The organism is Pseudomonas sp. LBUM1660 (assembly GCF_059695935.1).
The window spans coordinates 4,010,906-4,028,036 of sequence record NZ_CP166795.1 but is presented as its reverse complement, the minus strand read 5'-3'; the positions used below and the strand labels follow the sequence as shown (position 1 = coordinate 4,028,036).

The window sequence follows — 17,131 nt, the reverse complement described above, 5'->3', positions numbered from 1 at the left end:
CCCACATAACGGATATGTAATTTGTGCGCCACCGTCACGAAAGGTTCGGCTTGTTACCTTGATTCCGTCAGTTACCAAACGAGGATCAAACATGAAATTCGCACAAATCAGTGTTTTTACAGCAGCGTTGGCGATGTCTTCCCTGGCCTTGGCCGAAGGTGGCGGCGATCGGACTTTCGAACGAATGATGACTGCCAATGACCGCTCCGTAGAGCTGTTCGTCGCCAAGGAACAGGCTCGCGACCCGATCGTCGTCAATGAAAAGAAAGACGGCAACACCACAGACTTGTAAGCGCATTGCACTTGAACAAGCCCGTCATCGAGTCCCGATGCCGGGCTTTTTTATGAGCCAGGATTGGAAGGAAATGGATATGAAAGTACTTAAGTTAATGACGTTCGCCGGCGTGCTGGCGATGTCCCTGAATGTGTTTGCCGAGGGTGGTGGTGACCGGACGTTCGAGCGGGCGCTGAGTGCCAATACCAAAGCCATGGAGCAGTACGCGGCCAGCCAGGGCAAACCGGCGCCGTTGGTCCAGAACTACGAATACGGAATGAAGCTGGACGTGGTGAAAGTGGTGAGCGTTGTGCGCCCGCCAGCTGCCTGCGCCGTAGTCCCCATCGCCATGACCTACGAAGACTCCAAGGGCCAACTCAACACCATCAAATACACCGTGGCGGGGGATTGCCGCAATCGCGGCGGCTGACACCGCCCTGATGGCCAGGACCGGATTCCCTGCAGGTGCTGTCGAACCTTCGGCAGCACCTACGGGTTATATTCAGGCGCACATAAAAAAGGCGCCCCGAAGGACGCCAAAGGATTCACCTCTTACCAAAGGAGCAAGGAGCTTCTAAAGGTGAATGTGTATCAACCGTTTGATCAGAGAATCGCCAACGGGTACTCGACAATCACCCGCACTTCATCCAGATCCGATTCAAACGCCGTGGCGCGAGTCGTGGCCTGGCGCAAACGTAGCGCCAGGTCTTTCATCGAACCACTCTGCACCACGTATTTGACTTCGACATCACGCTCCCAGCGCTTCTGGTCGGTCAGTGGATTACCGTCAGCATCGCGGCGCATGTACACGGCGTTGGCGTTGGAGTAATCGGCGTCAGTGCCTCGGGCGTAACGAGTCATGAACGACAGCCCCGGCACACCGTAAGTGGTCATGTCGAGGTCGTATCGGACCATCCACGAACGCTCCTTGGGCGAGTTGAAGTCGCTGTACTGGATGGAGTTGTCGAGGAAGATCGAGTCGGATTGACGCAGGTAATCGAAGTCGTCGTTGCCGTTGTTGCGCTGGTGCGAAAGAGCAACGGAGTGCGCGCCGAGTTTCACGCCGACCCGGCCGCTCCAGATGTTGTTGTCGAACTTGCCGAGCAGTTGTTTGCCTTCGTCGACAGCCTTGTAATAGTTCAGGCCACCAAACAGCGACAGGTCATCCGAGAGCGGATAGGTCCAGGCAGTGCCGGTGTAGTACTGATTCCAGGCATCCTTGAGGCGGCTGGAGTACAAGCTGAAACTGAGGTTCTTGTTCAGTACATAGTCGCCGCCGCCGTAAGCGATCCATGGCGAATTAACCGGGCCGGCATAAAACGTGGCGAAGTTCTCGCGCATGTCGCTGGACACGGGCTGGCTCATCGCATGCAACCGGCCGCCCTGAACCGACAGACCGTCGATGCTGGTGTTGACTGCCGTTACACCGCGAAAGCTCTCCGGCAGCAATCGCGAGTCACCTGCCGCCACCACCGGGTTGGCCGGGAACACGTCACCGACCTTGACCACCGTATCGAAGGCTCGCACTTTGGCGGCGCCACCCACCTTGGTGTACTCGTCCCGCGCCTCGCCATCACTGTTGACTGGCAGCACATCAAACGAACTACGGCCACCGTTGCGCCCGTCACCGGTGTCGAGCTTCAAGCCGATCATCGCAAACGCATCGACACCGACGCCGACGGTGCCTTGGGTAAACCCGGACTCGAACTTGCTGATCACCGCATGGGCCCAGGCTTCCGAATAACCATTGCCGGTGGGGCTGGACTGGCCGTTGCGGTAATCACGGTTGAAGTAGAAGTTACGGTTGAGCACCGTCAGGTTGCTGCCCTCGATAAACCCTTCGGATTTATCATCCGCCATCACCATGGACGGCCCGGAGCCGACCACCACCGCTAAAGCGGCGATCGACATTTTTGTATTGTTAACCATTAATCACTCCTTGGGTTCGGCAGAACGGGAACGTGCTTCGGCGTGGGTTTTATTGTTCGGCGGAGAAGGCCCGCCGGCATGGTCGCCGGGTGACATCGTTGCAAGCTGCGGATAACGCCAAGGTGATGCGGGAATTACAATTTCGTTATGTGGGTGGAGTAACAGCCCTAAGCATTCAGGTCAGGGCTGCGAGCTGATCGATCGTCTGCGGAAAGCGTTCAACCAGACGGATCAGTGTCGTGGCTTGGGCATTAGGTGTTGCCCGTCCCTGTTCCCAGTTCTCGAGGGTTCGAGTGTTGGTGCGAAGATACATGGCGAACACAGACCGGGAGAGATTGAGCTGTTGGCGGATGGCTACCACTTCCTCTGCAGTGATGGGCACCAGTTTTGGCAACTGAACCTTGTGGGTTCGTAAAGTGATTTTGCCTTGGCGCTCATCCGCCAGGGCCTCGAGGCCATCCATCAGTTCGGAAAAAATGTCACGTTTCATAGTGGGATCTCGTGTTGATTTCTCTTTCTAGCGCTTGCCTGAAAATTTTTTTCTGGGAGGGCGACAGGTCGTCTTGCTCGTTTTTGTCATACACGGTGAACAGCCAGAATTGATCGAAGCCTGACCACCAGTAGTAAATCACCCGTAATCCGCTGCGCTTGCCCTTGCCTCGGCGTTGGTCGCAGAAGCGGATTTTGCGCAGCCCACCGGTGCCCTCAATGAGATCGCCCGCTTCCGGATTCCTCATCAACTCCAGCTGAAAGCTGCGAAACAGATCGTCATCCAGGAAATTGTCTCGATGTTTCTGAAACATACGTAATTCGATAAAAAGAGCATCCATGTTCTGTACGTTACCTACGTATAGTGTTGTCTCGATAATCGAATCGGTCAAGGCATCAAAGCCATCCTTTTCGTTCCCGTTTTCAACGGTAGACCCCGGTTGTAAAAACACCTGTAGGACAAGTCGACCCGTGCGGTGAGAGCATTCGATAAAAGAGAGGGGATACCTGGCAGTGGGACTGACCTGGGAGGCGGTGCATAAATCGATGCTTGAAAATCACGATCCCATAAACGCAAAAACGGCACCCGAAGGTGCCGTTTTTGTTTAAAGCCAGATATCGCCGAGCGATCAGCCCGCCAGACCTGCCTGCTGAACCAGAGTCAGCAGCGGTTGTGGGTAGACGCCGAGGAAGAATGCCACCAGCGCGATGGCCAGCAGCATCACGCCGCCTGCCTTTTGTTCCCAGTGCAACTGCGCATCGTGGCGACGCAGGTTCGGCTCGATCAGGTACAGGGTGACCATCACGCGCAGGTAGTAGAAGACGCCGATGGCGCTGCCCAGTACCAGGGAACCGACCAGCCACCATTGGTGCGATTCGACACCGGTAGCGATGATGTAGAACTTGCCGATGAAGCCCGCAGTCAGCGGAATACCGGCCAGGGACAGCATCATCACGGTCAGTACGGCGGTCAGGTACGGACGGCGCCAGAACAGGCCGCGGTATTCGTACAGGGCGTCGGCGTCACGGCCTTTGTACGGCGAGGACATCAGTGTGATCACGCCGAACGCGCCGAGGCTGGTGATGACGTAGGTGACCAGGTACACGCCAATAGCTTCAACGGCCAGACCCTTGCTCGCCACCAGGGCGATCAGCAGGTAACCGAAGTGCGCGATGGACGAGTAACCCAGCAGACGCTTGAGGTTGCTCTGGGTCAGCGCCAGCAGGTTACCGAACAGGATCGACGCGATGGCGATGATGGTCAGCACGTCACTCAGGACTCCGCTGCTTGCCGCTGGCGAGATCTGGAACAGACGCACCATCACGGCAAACACGGCGACTTTCGAAGCCGTAGCAAGGAACGCAGCGACCGGCGCTGGAGCCCCTTCGTAAACGTCTGGGGTCCACAAGTGGAACGGTACCAGCGACAGCTTGAACGCCAGACCGATTAGCATCATGCCCAGGCCCAGTTGCGCCAGCGAGCTTGGCAGGCCGGTGGCCGCGAGGGCCTGGCCGATACCGACGAAGCTCAGGCTGCCGGAGTCGGCGTACAGCAGGGCCATACCGAACAACAGAAACGCGGAACCGGCGGCCGACAGCACCATGTACTTGATGCCGGCTTCCAGCGAACGCTTGTTGAAGAAGGCGTAAGCCACCAGGCCGTAGACCGGCACCGACAACAGTTCCAGACCGATGAACAACCCGGCCAGGTGTTGCGCGCTGACCAGAACCAGGCCACCGGCGGCGGCCATCAGGATCAGCAGATACAGTTCTTCGCGGTTGCCCGGGTAACCCGTGCCGCCATCGCCGAGGTAGGCGTGGGCGAGGGTTACACAAGCGAGAGTGGCGACCAGGATCAGCGCCATGTACAGGCAAGCGAAGCTATCGATTTGCAGCAGTGGGGTCACGGCCAGAGGCGCGACTTTCAAGGCTGGCAGGATCGACAGCAACGCCAGGTTCAAACCCGCCACGGAAATCAGGAAGGTCTGTGAGTGGTTGCGGCGCCAGGCAATCGCCAGCATCACCACGATGATCGTGGCGCTGGTGATCAACAACGGCGCAAGCGCGATAAAGTGTTGAGTCGTGAATTCCATAGCGCTCTTACCGGGCCGAAGCGAGTTGAGTGAAGGCGGTACCGAGCCGCTGCTGCACGCCATGCATCGTCGCGGCAGAAGTGTCGAGGAACGGTTGCGGGTAGACGCCGAGGTAAATCAGCAGTACCGCCAGACCGACCACCATGATCAGTTCGCGAGCATCCATGCCGTGTAACACCGCGTCCGACTTGGACGGGCCGAAGTAGGCACGGTGGATCATGATCAGCGAGTAGACCGAACCGAACACCAGGCCGGATGTAGCAATCGCGGTGATCCATGGTGCTGCGGCGAAGGTGCCGAGCAGGATCAGGAACTCACCGACGAAGTTACCGGTGCCCGGCAAGCCCAGAGACGCGGCGGCGAAGAACAGGCTGATGGCTGGCAGGTAAGCGATCTTCGACCACAAGCCGCCCATCTGACGCATGTCACGGGTGTGTGTGCGTTCGTACAACTGACCACTCAGGATAAAGAGTGCAGCGGCCGACACACCGTGCGCCAGCATCTGCATCACCGCGCCCTGCAGCGCCAGTTGGCTGCCGGAGTAGATGCCGATCAACACGAAGCCCATGTGGGAAACGGAGGAGTAGGCGATCAGACGCTTGATGTCGGTTTGCGCGAAGGCCAGGAACGCACCGTAGAAGATCCCGATCAGACCCAGGGTCATGGCGATCGGCGCAAACTCGGCCGAGGCATTCGGGAACAGCGGCAGGGCGAAGCGCAGCAGACCGTAAGCCGCCGTCTTCAACAGGATACCGGCCAAGTCGACCGAACCCGCTGTTGGCGCCTGGGCGTGAGCGTCAGGCAACCAGGAGTGGAACGGTACGACAGGCAGCTTCACCGCGAAGGCGATGAAGAAGCCAAGCATCAGGATGTACTCGGTCGTGAGCGACATCTTGGTTTTCAGCAGGTCGGCGTAGTTGAACGTGATCACGCCGGTGCTGTTGAAGTTGACCAGCACCAGCCCCAGGATCGCCACCAGCATGATCAGGCCGGACGCCTGAGTGAAGATGAAGAACTTGGTCGCCGCGTAGATCCGGGTCTTCTTGCCGTCCGAAGAACTGTGACCCCAGAGCGCGATGAGGAAGTACATCGGCACCAGCATCATTTCCCAGAAGAAGAAGAACATGAACAGGTCGAGGGCGAGGAACACGCCGACGACACCGCCCAGGATCCACATCAGGTTCAAGTGGAAGAAGCCAACGTGACGCTGGATCTCTTTCCACGAGCAGAGTACCGAGAGGATACCCAGCAGACCGGTCAGCAGGATCATCAGCAGCGACAGGCCATCGAGGGCCAGGTGCACGCTGATGCCGAAGCGCTCGATCCAGATGTGCTTGAACTCAAGCGCCCAGGTCGGATCGGCGCCAGGCGCCGGAGCAAATGAATAATTACCGTGGGCCCACAGCCAGAGGCCGAGCGCGAGTTCCAGGGTCATGGTCAACAGCGCAATCCAGCGGGGGAGGGTAGCGCCGAAGCGCTCACCCATCCAGCACAGCAGGCCGCCGATGAAGGGGATCAGGATTAGCCAAGGCAGAATCATGACGGGCTCAATTCCTTTCGCAAGTTCGCAAGGTTCATATCAGACCGCTACCAGCACGATGGCGCCGATGACCAGCACGGAGCCGGCTGCCATCGATGCCGCGTACCAACGCAGTTGACCGGTTTCGGTACGGCTCAGGGCGGTATGACCGCCTTTGGCCATACGCGGGATCAGACCGATGGTCTGGTCGAGCGGGTCTCTGCGCAGTGCGTGGCTGATCGCAAGGTATGGCTTGACGAACAGTTTGTCGTAGATCCAGTCGAAGCCCCAGGCAGCGAACCACCAGGCCGAAAGGAAGCGGCCGATGCCGCTGTTGGCGATTGCAGTGACGAAACGACGCTTGCCGAGGAACAGCATCGCGGCCAGCAGGATACCGGCCAGGGCGATGGCGCCCGAAGCGATTTCCAGACTGTGCTTGGCTTCGCCGCCGGCATGACCAACGCTTTGCGGCAGCACGCCGTGCAGCGGAGGAACGATCATTGCGCCGACGAAGGTCGACAGTACGATCAGCACCGACAGTGGCAGCCAGTGAGCGATGCCGTGACCGGCGTGGGCTTCGGTCTTCGCTTCACCGTGGAACGCGATGAAGATCAGGCGGAAGGTGTACAGCGACGTCATGAACGCACCGACCAGGCCGGCGTAAAGCAGACCGTGGTTGCCGCTGGCAAACGCTTCCCAGAGGATTTCGTCCTTGGAGTAGAAGCCTGCGGTCACCAATGGCAGGGCCGACAGAGCCGCGCCGCCGACGATGAAGCTGGCGTAGGCCAGCGGCAGTTTCTTCCACAGGCCGCCCATCTTGAAGATGTTCTGCTCGTGGTGGCAGGCAACGATCACCGCACCGGAGGCAAGGAACAGCAGCGCCTTGAAGAAGGCGTGGGTCATCAGGTGGAAGATCGCGCCATCCCATGCGCCAACGCCCAGCGCCAGGAACATGTAGCCGATCTGGCTCATGGTCGAATAGGCGAGGATACGTTTGATGTCGGTCTGCACCAGTGCGGCAAAACCTGCCAGCACCAGGGTCACGCCGCCGACGATGCCAACGAGGTGCAGGATGTCCGGCGCCAACGCAAACAGGCCGTGGGTACGGGCAATCAGGTAGACACCGGCGGTCACCATGGTCGCGGCGTGGATCAGTGCCGAAACCGGGGTAGGACCGGCCATCGCGTCCGCCAGCCAGGTTTGCAGTGGCAGTTGCGCGGATTTACCGACAGCGCCGCCCAGCAGCATCAGGGTCGCCAGGACGATCCAGAAGTCGCCGACCTGGAATTTCTGCGGTGCCAGCACCAGCAGTTCCTGGATGTTCAGCGTGCCCAGCTGTTGGAACAGGATGAACAGGCCGATGGCCATGAACACGTCGCCGATGCGGGTGACGATAAAGGCTTTGAGTGCCGCGTTACCGTTGTTGCGGTTGCTGTAGTAGAAACCGATCAACAGGTACGAGCACAGGCCCACGCCTTCCCAGCCGAAGTACAGGAACAACAGGTTATCGCCCAGGATCAGGAACAGCATGCTGGCGATAAACAGGTTGGTGTAGGCGAAGAAGCGCGAGTAACCGTCTTCACCGCGCATGTACCAGGACGCGAACAGGTGGATCAGGAAGCCGACGCCGACGACAACACCGAGCATGGTCACGGACAGACCATCCAGGTACAGCGCGAAGTTCGGCGTAAAGCCTTCAACGGCCATCCACTGCCACAACACCTGGGTGTAGTGGCCGCCTTCAGGCGGGGCGACGTTGAATTGCCAGATCACGTAGGCCGTGACGATGGCAGACAAGCCGATGGAACCGACGCCAATCAGCGCCGACAGGTTTTCCGAAAAGCGGCCGCGTGAGAACGACAGCAGCAGGAAACCTATGAGAGGGAATACGAAAGTCAGATAGAGAAGATTCATCCGCGCATCTCGCTGGCAGCGTCGATATCGAGAGTGTGGAAGCGGCGATACAGCTGCAACAGAATCGCCAGGCCAATACTGGCCTCGGCGGCTGCCAGGCTGATCACCAGGATGAACATGATCTGTCCATCCGGCTGACCCCAGCGGCTACCGGCGACGATGAAGGCCAAAGCGGAGGCATTCATCATGATCTCCAGGCTCATCAGCACGAAAAGAATGTTGCGCCGGACCATCAGGCCGACCAGACCGAGGCAGAACAAGATGCCGGCGACCGCCAGACCATGCTCCAAAGGGATAGCAGGCATCGTCATTGCTCCTTGGCTTCGTTGCGGCCCAAGTGGAACGCCGTGACGGCTGCGGCAAGCAGCAGCATCGAGGCGAGTTCGACCACCAGCAGGTACGGGCCGAACAGGCTGATGCCCACGGCCTTGGCGTCTACGGTGGTGTGGCCGATGGCCTGACCGCTGGAGTGGCTGAACAGCACGTACAGCAGTTCAGCCAGCAGCAAGGCGCCGAGAGCGACCGGGCCGAGCCAGATGCCGGGCTTGAGCCAGACGCGCTCTTGCTGAACCGAGGCCGGGCCCAGGTTGAGCATCATCACCACGAACACGAACAGCACCATGATGGCGCCAGCGTAGGCGATCACTTCCAGCACACCGGCAAACGGTGCGCCGAGGGCGAAAAACGTCATCGCCACGGCAATCAGCGAAATGATCAGGTAGAGCAGGGCGTGCACAGGGTTGGTGTTGGTGATCACGCGAAGCGTGGACACCACCGCGATACCCGATGCGAAATAGAAAGCGAATTCCATCTTTCTTCCTTAAGGCAGCAAGCTCTTCACGTTGATCGGTTCGGCTTCATTCTGCGCGGCGCCTTTGGGCTTACCGGCAATCGCCATACCTGCAACACGATAGAAGTTGTAATCAGGGTTTTTGCCGGGGCCGGAGATCAGCAGATCTTCTTTCTCGTACACCAGGTCCTGACGTTTGAACTCGGCCATCTCGAAATCCGGTGTCAGCTGGATCGCGGTGGTCGGGCAGGCTTCCTCGCAGAGGCCGCAAAAGATGCAGCGCGAGAAGTTGATGCGGAAGAAGTCCGGGTACCAGCGACCGTCTTCGGTTTCGGCTTTCTGCAGCGAGATGCAACCGACCGGGCACGCCACGGCGCACAGGTTGCAGGCTACACAACGCTCTTCGCCATCAGGGTCGCGGGTCAGGACGATACGGCCACGGTAGCGCGGCGGCAGGTACACGGCTTCTTCCGGGTACTGCAGCGTGTCGCGCTTGCGGAAGGCATGGCCAAAGATCATCACCAGGCTGCGAAGCTGGGTGAAGAAGCCATGCACGATGTCAAATATGTACTTCATGATTCTCTATCCTCACTGAGCCGCGACGGCGGGCGTGTTGAGCAACACGATCGCAGCGGTCACCAGCATGTTGACGAGGGTCAGCGGCAGGCAGAACTTCCAGCTGAAATCCATCACTTGGTCATACCGTGGGCGCGGAATCGAGGCGCGCAGCAGGATGAAGATCATGATGAAGAACGCGGTTTTCAGCGCGAACCAGATGAACGGGATCTGCGGCAGAATGCCGAACGGACCGTGCCAGCCACCGAAGAACAGGGTCACCAGCAGCGCCGAAATCAACACGATGCCAATGTACTCACCGACGAAGAACATGCCCCATTTCATGCCAGCGTATTCAATGTGGTAACCGTCGGCCAGTTCCTGTTCCGCTTCCGGCTGGTCGAACGGGTGACGGTGAGTCACGGCGACGCCAGCGATGAAGAAGGTCAGGAAACCGAAGATCTGCGGGATGATGAACCACAGGTTCTGCGCTTGATATTCAACGATGTCGCGCATGTTGAACGAGCCGACCTGGATCACGATGCCCATCAGCGACAGGCCCATGAACACTTCGTACGACACGGTTTGTGCCGAGGCCCGCAAGCTGCCCAGCAGGGCAAACTTGTTGTTGCTCGACCAGCCGGCGAACAGCACCGCGTAGACCGACAGACCGGCCATGGCGAAGAAGAACAGGATGCCGATGTTGATGTCCGCGACGCCCCAGGTCGGGGTGATCGGGATGATCGCGAAGGCAATCAGCAGCGCGCTCATGGCGACTACGGGTGCCAGGGTGAAGATCATCTTGTCGGCGAACGGCGGCGTCCAGTCTTCCTTGAAGAACATCTTGATCATGTCGGCCGCAATCTGGAACGCGCCGAACGGGCCGACGCGGTTCGGACCGTAACGGTCCTGCCAGAGGGCGAGCAAACGACGCTCGACCCAGCTCAGCAGCGCGCCGCACACCACCACGGCGAGCAGAATCACGATGGCCTTGAGGACCGCGATGATCACGTCAATCACTTCAGGCGTGAACCAGGTCATTGAGCTGCCTCCTGCAGTCCGTCAACGGTTTTGCCAAAGATTGCCGCTGGAATGCCGGCGATACCCGCAGGCAATGCCACCAGACCTGCGCCAAGCTCTTCGTTGATGCGCAGCGGCAGACGCAGGGTCTGGCCGTCTACGTTCACGCTGAGCAGGGCACCGTCGTTGACACCCAGACGATCAGCTTCGGATTTGGCCAAAGCGATGTAGGCGGCCGGGATGCGTTCTTGAACCGGTGCGGCTTTGGAAGAGGTCTCTTCGCTGCCGAGCAGGTGGAAGAACGGCACGACCTGCCAGGTGCCCGGAGCCGGGTTGAACGCGCGCGGAACACTGGCGAACCAGTTCAGCGAATCACCGGTGCTTTCGATCAGGCGGGTGCCCGGGTCGCCAGCACGGATGTGACCACCGACTTCGTCCTGGAACTTGTTCCAGGCTTGCGGCGAGTTCCAGCCCGGCGACCAGGCGAATGGTACTTGCTGACGCGGTTCGACCGAGCCCGAGTAGCCTTCCATCGAGAAGTTGAACGCGGTGTCGTTGTCTTGCGGGGTACGCGGTTCGTGCACGCTGATGTCAGCGCGCATGGCGGTACGACCGGAGTAACGCAGCGGTTCGCGTGCCAGCTTCATGCCCTTGATGCGGAACGCGGCGGACGGTGCAGCGTCAACGATGCGCGCCAGTTGCGGCGTGCTCGAAGCGACGGCAGCGGTGACGTGGTCCAGTTGGGTCCAGTCGATCGGCTGGTTCAGCAGGGTCGCGCGCAGGGCATGCAGCCAGCGCCAGCCTTCGTGAACCAGGATGCTCGCGTCCATGTATTTCGGATCGAACACCTGGAAGAAGCGCTGGGCGCGGCCTTCCTGGCTGACCAACGTACCGTCGCCTTCGGCGAAGCTGGCAGCCGGCAGAACCAGGTGCGCGCGATCGCTGGTAGCGGTCTTCTGATGGTCCGCCACGATCACCACTTTCGCGGCGTTCAGGGCAGCATCGACACGGGCTTTGTCGGTGCGGGTGTACAGATCGTTTTCCAGCACGACGATAGCGTCGGCCTTACCGTCGATCACCGCTTGCAGCGCGTCGTCGACCGAGTTGCCGCCGAGCATGGCCAGGCCGAGGCTGTTGGCCTCTGGCACGATCAGGCTGATGGAACCGTTCTTCTCGCGCAGCTTCAAGGCTTTGGCGATGTTGGCGGCGGCTTCGATCAGCGCCTTGGAACCCAACGAGGTGCCGGCAATGATCAGCGGGCGCTTGGCCGCGAGCAGGGCGTCGGCGATGCGTTTGGCCAGTTCGAGGGCTTCAGCATCCAGGCCTTCAACCGCAGGAGCGCTGGCGTCGAGGGCGTGAGCCACGGCGAAACCGATGCGCGCCAGGTCGTCTGGGGCGGCGTGAACGCATTCTTCAGCGATGTCGTCGAGCTTGGTTTCAGCCAGGCTTGCGATGAACAGCGGGTTCAGCGCGTGCTGACCGATGTTCTTCACCGCAGCGTCGAGCCACGGCTGAACGCGCATGGCATCGGCCATGTCTTCAGCCTTGCCTTTGACCGATTGACGCAGGGACAGCGCCATACGGGCAGCGGTCTGGGTCAGGTCTTCGCCGAGGACGAAGATCGCATCGTGGTCTTCGATGTCGCGCATGTTCGGGATCGGCAGCGGGCTGTCTTTCAACACCTGCATGACCAGACGAATACGTTCCAGCTCGGCGGCTTCAATACCGGAGTAGAAGTGCTCGGCGCCGACCAGTTCACGCAACGCGTGGTTGCTTTCGAGGCTGGCACGGGGCGAGCCGATACCGACGATGTTGCGACCGCGCAGCAGGTCAGCGGCTTTATCCAGCGCTTCGTCGAGGCTCAGCTTGGCGCCGTTGGCCAGCAATGGCTGACGCGGGCGGTCTTCGCGGTTGACGTAGCCATAGCCGAAACGGCCACGGTCGCACAGGAAGTACTGGTTGACCGAACCGTTGAAGCGGTTTTCGATACGACGCAGTTCACCGTAGCGTTCGCCCGGGGAGATGTTGCAACCGCTGGAGCAGCCATGGCAGATGCTCGGCGAGAACTGCATGTCCCACTTGCGGTTGTAGCGTTCGGAGTGAGTCTTGTCGGTGAATACACCGGTCGGGCAGACCTCGGTAAGGTTGCCGGAAAACTCGCTTTCGAGGGTGCCGTCTTCAACGCGACCGAAGTACACGTTGTCGTGGGCGCCGAATACACCGAGGTCGGTGCCGCCGGCGTAATCCTTATAGAAGCGCACGCAGCGGTAGCAAGCGATGCAGCGGTTCATTTCATGGGAAATGAACGGACCCAGTTGCTGGTTCTGGTGGGTACGCTTGGTGAAACGATAACGGCGCTCATTGTGGCCGGTCATCACGGTCATGTCTTGCAGGTGGCAGTGACCGCCTTCTTCACAGACCGGGCAGTCGTGAGGGTGGTTGGTCATCAGCCATTCGACGACGCTGGCGCGGAATACTTTCGCCTCTTCGTCTTCGATGGAGATCCAGCTGCCGTCGGTGGCCGGGGTCATGCAGGACATGACGATCCGACCACGGGTGTCGTTGGCGTCGGTGTACTGCTTGACCGCGCACTGGCGGCAAGCGCCAACGCTGCCTAGGGCTGGGTGCCAGCAGAAATAAGGGATATCGAGGCCTAGCGACAGACATGCCTGTAACAGGTTGTCTGCCCCATCGACTTCGAGCTCTTTGCCGTCTACGTGGATAGTGGCCATGGTTCAAAGTTCTTCGTTGGCCCGGTGTCAGCGGGCGTGGCTAATGGAATCTTGTTATTCGCGTGAATCAACACAGCCGTTTACGGCGTCATCACACGACAAAGCGAAGGGCACGGACCCTTCGCCTTTTTAAGCGTTTACGCGCCGACTACGATCGGCCTTGCCAGAGGCGGGACGGCGGCGCTGGTAGGCGCGATGCCGGCTTCGAACTCATGGCGGAAGTATTTGATTGCGCTGCCCAATGGCTCCACGGCGCCCGGTGCGTGAGCACAGAAGGTCTTGCCAGGGCCGAGGAAACCGACCAGACCCAGCAGGGTCTCGATATCGCCGGCTTGCCCTTCACCGTTCTCGATCGCACGCAGCAGCTTGACGCTCCAAGGCAGACCGTCACGGCACGGGGTGCAGAAACCACACGACTCGCGGGAGAAAAACTCTTCCATGTTGCGCAGCAAGGAAACCATGTTGACGCTGTCATCCACCGCCATGGCCAGGCCGGTACCCATCCGGGTGCCCACTTTGGCGATGCCGCCGGCGTACATTTGTGCGTCCAGGTGTTCCGGCAACAGGAAGCCGGTACCGGCGCCGCCTGGCTGCCAGGCCTTGAGCTTGAAGCCGTCGCGCATGCCGCCGGCGTAGTCTTCGAACAACTCGCGACCGGTAACGCCGAACGGCAATTCCCACAGGCCCGGGTTCTTGACCTTGCCGGAGAAGCCCATGAGCTTGGTGCCCATGTCTTCACTGCCTTCGCGCGCCAACGATTTGTACCAGTCAACGCCGTCGGCAATGATCGCTGGCACGTTGCACAGGGTTTCAACGTTGTTCACGCAAGTCGGCTTGCCCCACACGCCAACGGCGGCAGGGAAGGGCGGCTTGGAGCGCGGATTGGCGCGGCGGCCTTCGAGGGAGTTGATCAGTGCGGTTTCTTCACCGCAGATGTAACGCCCGGCGCCGGTGTGGACGAACAGCTCGAAGTCGAAGCCGCTGCCCAGGATGTTCTTGCCCAGCAGGCCCGCTGCCTTGGCTTCTTCCACGGCACGGTTGAGGTGCTTGGCGGCGGTGGTGTATTCGCCACGCAGGAAGATGTAGCCACGGTAGGTTTTCAGCGCGCGAGCACTGATCAGCATGCCTTCGATCAGCAGATGGGGCAGTTGCTCCATCAGCATGCGGTCTTTCCAGGTGTTCGGTTCCATCTCGTCCGCGTTGCACAGCAGGTAACGGATGTTGATGGATTCGTCTTTGGGCATCAGGCCCCACTTCACGCCTGTGGGGAAGCCAGCACCGCCGCGACCTTTAAGGCCGGCGTCTTTCACGGTCTGGACGATGTCGTCCTGGGCCATGTCGGCGAAGGCTTTGCGCGCAGCCGCGTAGCCGTTCTTGGCCTGGTATTCGTCGAGCCAGACAGCTTCGCCGTCGTCGCGCAGACGCCAGGTCAGCGGGTGAGTCTCGGCCGAACGCTTGATGCGGTTGGCAGGACCGAAGGAAGTCAGGGTCATACGTAGCCCTCGAGCAATTTGGCAACGCCGGCAGGCTGCACATCACCGAAAGTGTCGTCGTCGATCATCAACGCCGGCGCCTTGTCGCAGTTGCCGAGGCAGCAGACCGGCAGCAGGGTGAAACGACCGTCGGCGGTGGTCTGACCCAGGCCGATGCCCAGATTGCTCTGGATTTCGCTGACTACCGATTCATGGCCGCCGATGTAGCAAACCATGCTGTCGCAGACGCGAATGATGTGACGACCGACAGGTTGGCGGAAGATCTGGCTATAGAACGTCGCCACGCCTTCAACGTCGCTGGCCGGGATGCCGAGGATCTCGCCGATGGCGTAGAGCGCGCCATCAGGCACCCAGCCACGTTCCTTCTGGACGATCTTCAAGGCTTCGATCGACGCCGCGCGCGGGTCTTCGTAGTGATGCAGCTCGTGCTCGATGGCCGAGCGCTCGGTTTCACTCAAGGTGAAACGGTCTGTCTGGATAAGCGTGCTGTTCATGCTTAGCGGTCCACGTCGGCCATAACGAAATCGATACTACCCAGGTACGCGATCAAGTCCGCGACCATGCTGCCTTTGATCACCGAAGGGATCTGCTGCAGGTGCGGGAAGCTTGGGGTGCGAATCCGGGTGCGGTAGCTCATGGTGCCGCCATCGCTCGTCAGGTAATAACTGTTGATGCCCTTGGTCGCTTCAATCATCTGGAAGGATTCGTTGGCCGGCATGACCGGGCCCCACGAAACTTGCAGGAAGTGCGTGATCAGGGTCTCGATGTGCTGCAGCGTGCGTTCTTTCGGCGGCGGTGTGGTCAGCGGGTGATCCGCCTTGTACGGGCCTTCCGGCATGTTGCGCATGCACTGCTCGATGATCTTGATGCTCTGGCGCATTTCTTCGACGCGCACGATGCAACGGTCGTAGGCATCGCCATTGACGGCCAGCGGCACTTCGAATTCGAAGTTCTCGTAACCGGAGTACGGGCGCGCTTTACGCAGGTCGAAGTCGCAACCGGTCGAACGCAGGCCTGCACCGGTGACGCCCCATTCGAAGGCTTCTTTGGTGTTGTAGGCGGCGACGCCGATGGTCCGACCCTTGAGGATGCTGTTGTCCAGTGCGGCTTTCTGGTATTCGTCCAGACGCTTTGGCATCCACTCGACGAAGTCTTTCACCAGTTTTTCCCAGCCGCGCGGCAGGTCGTGCGCGACGCCGCCGATGCGGTACCAGGCCGGGTGCAGACGGAAACCGGTAATGGCTTCGATCACCGTGTACGCCTTCTGACGGTCGGTGAAGGTGAAGAACACCGGGGTCATGGCGCCGACGTCCTGGATATAAGTCCCCAGGAACAGCAGGTGGCTGGTGATCCGGAAGAACTCGGCCATCATGATGCGGATGACGTCGACCTTCTCGGGCACCTTGATGCCGGCCAGCTTCTCGACCGAGAGCACGTAGGGCAGGTTGTTCATCACGCCGCCGAGGTAGTCGATACGGTCGGTGTACGGAATGAAGCTGTGCCAGGACTGACGCTCGGCCATCTTCTCGGCACCACGGTGGTGGTAGCCAACGTCCGGCACGCAATCGACGATCTCTTCACCGTCCAGCTGCAGGATGATGCGGAACGCACCGTGCGCAGAAGGGTGGTTAGGACCGAGGTTGAGGAACATGTAGTCCTCGTTCGCACCGGAACGCTTCATGCCCCAGTCTTCAGGCTTGAAGCGCGCGGCTTCTTCCTCGAGCTGTTGCTTGGCCAGGGTCAGGCTGAACGGGTCGAACTCGGTGGCGCGGGCCGGGAAGTCCTTGCGCAGCGGGTGACCTTCCCAGGTCGGCGGCATCATGATGCGGGTCAGGTGCGGGTGACCGGCAAAGTTGATGCCGTACATGTCCCACACTTCACGCTCGTACCAGTTGGCGTTCGGCCAGATACCGGTCACGGTCGGCACGCTAAGGTCGCTCTCGGACAAGGCGACCTTGATCATGACGTCACTATTACGTTCGATCGACATCAAGTGATAGAACACAGTGAAGTCAGCGCCGCTTGGTAGCCCTTGACGCTTGGTGCGCAGACGCTCGTCCACGCCGTGCAGGTCATAAAGCATGACGTACGGCTTGGGCAGGTTGCGCAGGAAGGTCAGGACTTCGACAAGTTTGGCACGGGCAACCCAAAGCACCGGCATGCCGGTGCGGGTAGGCTGGGCGGTGAACGCCTCGGGGCCAAAACGGTTATTCAGTTCGACGACCACATCCTGGTCGTCTGCCTTATAAGGCGGGATGTACAGAGCACTGCCTGTAGTCATGGTTATTTATCGCTTTCGGTCAACGTAAAGAATGAAGCCAGT

At 59.9% G+C, this 17,131-nt stretch carries 16 protein-coding genes; 2 read left to right on the top strand and 14 right to left on the bottom strand.

From position 1 onward, the window contains the following. Window positions 1–91: 91 nt before the first annotated feature. Both ACA068_RS18895 and ACA068_RS18890 read left to right on the top strand, forming a co-directional pair. On the top strand, window positions 92–292 hold the full coding sequence (locus ACA068_RS18895) for a co-regulatory protein PtrA N-terminal domain-containing protein (RefSeq protein WP_497303907.1): 201 nt from the start codon (window positions 92–94) through the stop codon (window positions 290–292). Window positions 293–371: 79 nt separating this feature from the next. Next, window positions 372–704, top strand: coding sequence for a DUF2790 domain-containing protein (locus tag ACA068_RS18890; RefSeq protein ID WP_497303905.1), 333 nt, complete (start codon window positions 372–374; stop codon window positions 702–704). A gap of 173 nt (window positions 705–877) precedes the next feature. On the opposite strand, the gene ACA068_RS18885 is transcribed toward ACA068_RS18890, so the two are convergent. From ACA068_RS18885 to nuoC, 14 genes are all read right to left on the bottom strand, one after another. After that, the gene (locus ACA068_RS18885; protein ID WP_497303903.1) at window positions 878–2,203 is read right to left on the bottom strand and encodes an OprD family porin; all 1,326 of its coding nucleotides are present in this window, start codon (window positions 2,201–2,203) and stop codon (window positions 878–880) included. A 175-nt stretch (window positions 2,204–2,378) separates the two neighbouring features. Next, on the bottom strand, window positions 2,379–2,693 hold the full coding sequence (locus ACA068_RS18880) for a helix-turn-helix domain-containing protein (protein ID WP_497303902.1): 315 nt from the start codon (window positions 2,691–2,693) through the stop codon (window positions 2,379–2,381). Then, window positions 2,683–3,033, bottom strand: a complete 351-nt coding sequence (locus tag ACA068_RS18875) for a toxin (protein WP_497310628.1) — start codon at window positions 3,031–3,033, stop codon at window positions 2,683–2,685. The genes ACA068_RS18880 and ACA068_RS18875 overlap by 11 nt, the downstream gene beginning before the upstream one ends. A gap of 288 nt (window positions 3,034–3,321) precedes the next feature. Then, window positions 3,322–4,785 carry an NADH-quinone oxidoreductase subunit NuoN gene (gene nuoN / locus ACA068_RS18870; RefSeq protein WP_497303900.1) on the bottom strand — a complete coding sequence of 488 codons (1,464 nt, stop codon included), beginning with the start codon at window positions 4,783–4,785 and terminating at the stop codon, window positions 3,322–3,324. Window positions 4,786–4,792: 7 nt separating this feature from the next. Continuing rightward, window positions 4,793–6,325 carry an NADH-quinone oxidoreductase subunit M gene (gene nuoM, locus ACA068_RS18865; protein WP_497303898.1) on the bottom strand — a complete coding sequence of 511 codons (1,533 nt, stop codon included), beginning with the start codon at window positions 6,323–6,325 and terminating at the stop codon, window positions 4,793–4,795. A gap of 39 nt (window positions 6,326–6,364) precedes the next feature. Beyond that, window positions 6,365–8,218, bottom strand: coding sequence for an NADH-quinone oxidoreductase subunit L (gene nuoL, locus ACA068_RS18860; protein WP_497303897.1), 1,854 nt, complete (start codon window positions 8,216–8,218; stop codon window positions 6,365–6,367). Continuing rightward, the gene (nuoK, locus tag ACA068_RS18855; protein WP_010458852.1) at window positions 8,215–8,523 is read right to left on the bottom strand and encodes an NADH-quinone oxidoreductase subunit NuoK; all 309 of its coding nucleotides are present in this window, start codon (window positions 8,521–8,523) and stop codon (window positions 8,215–8,217) included. The genes nuoL and nuoK overlap by 4 nt, the downstream gene beginning before the upstream one ends. Before the next feature lie 2 nt (window positions 8,524–8,525). Further along, on the bottom strand, window positions 8,526–9,029 hold the full coding sequence (gene nuoJ / locus ACA068_RS18850) for an NADH-quinone oxidoreductase subunit J (protein ID WP_123403079.1): 504 nt from the start codon (window positions 9,027–9,029) through the stop codon (window positions 8,526–8,528). A 9-nt stretch (window positions 9,030–9,038) separates the two neighbouring features. Continuing rightward, window positions 9,039–9,584: an NADH-quinone oxidoreductase subunit NuoI gene (gene nuoI / locus ACA068_RS18845; protein ID WP_177331423.1), complete on the bottom strand. Its 546-nt coding sequence runs from the start codon at window positions 9,582–9,584 to the stop codon at window positions 9,039–9,041. Window positions 9,585–9,596: 12 nt separating this feature from the next. Further along, window positions 9,597–10,604: an NADH-quinone oxidoreductase subunit NuoH gene (gene nuoH, locus ACA068_RS18840; protein ID WP_028623953.1), complete on the bottom strand. Its 1,008-nt coding sequence runs from the start codon at window positions 10,602–10,604 to the stop codon at window positions 9,597–9,599. Next, entirely contained in the window at window positions 10,601–13,315 is a 2,715-nt protein-coding gene (gene nuoG / locus ACA068_RS18835) for an NADH-quinone oxidoreductase subunit NuoG (RefSeq protein WP_497303894.1), read from the bottom strand. The genes nuoH and nuoG overlap by 4 nt, the downstream gene beginning before the upstream one ends. Before the next feature lie 137 nt (window positions 13,316–13,452). Continuing rightward, window positions 13,453–14,808, bottom strand: coding sequence for an NADH-quinone oxidoreductase subunit NuoF (gene nuoF, locus ACA068_RS18830; RefSeq protein ID WP_392890271.1), 1,356 nt, complete (start codon window positions 14,806–14,808; stop codon window positions 13,453–13,455). After that, the gene (gene nuoE, locus ACA068_RS18825; protein WP_007946422.1) at window positions 14,805–15,302 is read right to left on the bottom strand and encodes an NADH-quinone oxidoreductase subunit NuoE; all 498 of its coding nucleotides are present in this window, start codon (window positions 15,300–15,302) and stop codon (window positions 14,805–14,807) included. Before nuoE ends, nuoF begins: the two co-directional genes overlap by 4 nt. A 2-nt stretch (window positions 15,303–15,304) precedes the next feature. Further along, window positions 15,305–17,089, bottom strand: a complete 1,785-nt coding sequence (gene nuoC / locus ACA068_RS18820; protein WP_010458865.1) for an NADH-quinone oxidoreductase subunit C/D — start codon at window positions 17,087–17,089, stop codon at window positions 15,305–15,307. Window positions 17,090–17,131: the final 42 nt, after the last annotated feature.

Excerpts from the sequence above, each read along its gene's own strand:
- ACA068_RS18895 (WP_497303907.1), top strand. The coding sequence starts at position 92 with ATGAAATTCGCACAAATCAGTGTTTTTACAGCAGCGTTGGCGATGTCT.
- ACA068_RS18890 (WP_497303905.1), top strand. The coding sequence starts at position 372 with ATGAAAGTACTTAAGTTAATGACGTTCGCCGGCGTGCTGGCGATGTCC.
- ACA068_RS18885 (WP_497303903.1), bottom strand. The coding sequence starts at position 2,203 with ATGGTTAACAATACAAAAATGTCGATCGCCGCTTTAGCGGTGGTGGTC.
- ACA068_RS18880 (WP_497303902.1), bottom strand. The coding sequence starts at position 2,693 with ATGAAACGTGACATTTTTTCCGAACTGATGGATGGCCTCGAGGCCCTG.
- ACA068_RS18875 (WP_497310628.1), bottom strand. The coding sequence starts at position 3,033 with ATGGATGCTCTTTTTATCGAATTACGTATGTTTCAGAAACATCGAGAC.
- nuoN (WP_497303900.1), bottom strand. The coding sequence starts at position 4,785 with ATGGAATTCACGACTCAACACTTTATCGCGCTTGCGCCGTTGTTGATC.
- nuoM (WP_497303898.1), bottom strand. The coding sequence starts at position 6,325 with ATGATTCTGCCTTGGCTAATCCTGATCCCCTTCATCGGCGGCCTGCTG.
- nuoL (WP_497303897.1), bottom strand. The coding sequence starts at position 8,218 with ATGAATCTTCTCTATCTGACTTTCGTATTCCCTCTCATAGGTTTCCTG.
- nuoK (WP_010458852.1), bottom strand. The coding sequence starts at position 8,523 with ATGCCTGCTATCCCTTTGGAGCATGGTCTGGCGGTCGCCGGCATCTTG.
- nuoJ (WP_123403079.1), bottom strand. The coding sequence starts at position 9,029 with ATGGAATTCGCTTTCTATTTCGCATCGGGTATCGCGGTGGTGTCCACG.
- nuoI (WP_177331423.1), bottom strand. The coding sequence starts at position 9,584 with ATGAAGTACATATTTGACATCGTGCATGGCTTCTTCACCCAGCTTCGC.
- nuoH (WP_028623953.1), bottom strand. The coding sequence starts at position 10,604 with ATGACCTGGTTCACGCCTGAAGTGATTGACGTGATCATCGCGGTCCTC.
- nuoG (WP_497303894.1), bottom strand. The coding sequence starts at position 13,315 with ATGGCCACTATCCACGTAGACGGCAAAGAGCTCGAAGTCGATGGGGCA.
- nuoF (WP_392890271.1), bottom strand. The coding sequence starts at position 14,808 with ATGACCCTGACTTCCTTCGGTCCTGCCAACCGCATCAAGCGTTCGGCC.
- nuoE (WP_007946422.1), bottom strand. The coding sequence starts at position 15,302 with ATGAACAGCACGCTTATCCAGACAGACCGTTTCACCTTGAGTGAAACC.
- nuoC (WP_010458865.1), bottom strand. The coding sequence starts at position 17,089 with ATGACTACAGGCAGTGCTCTGTACATCCCGCCTTATAAGGCAGACGAC.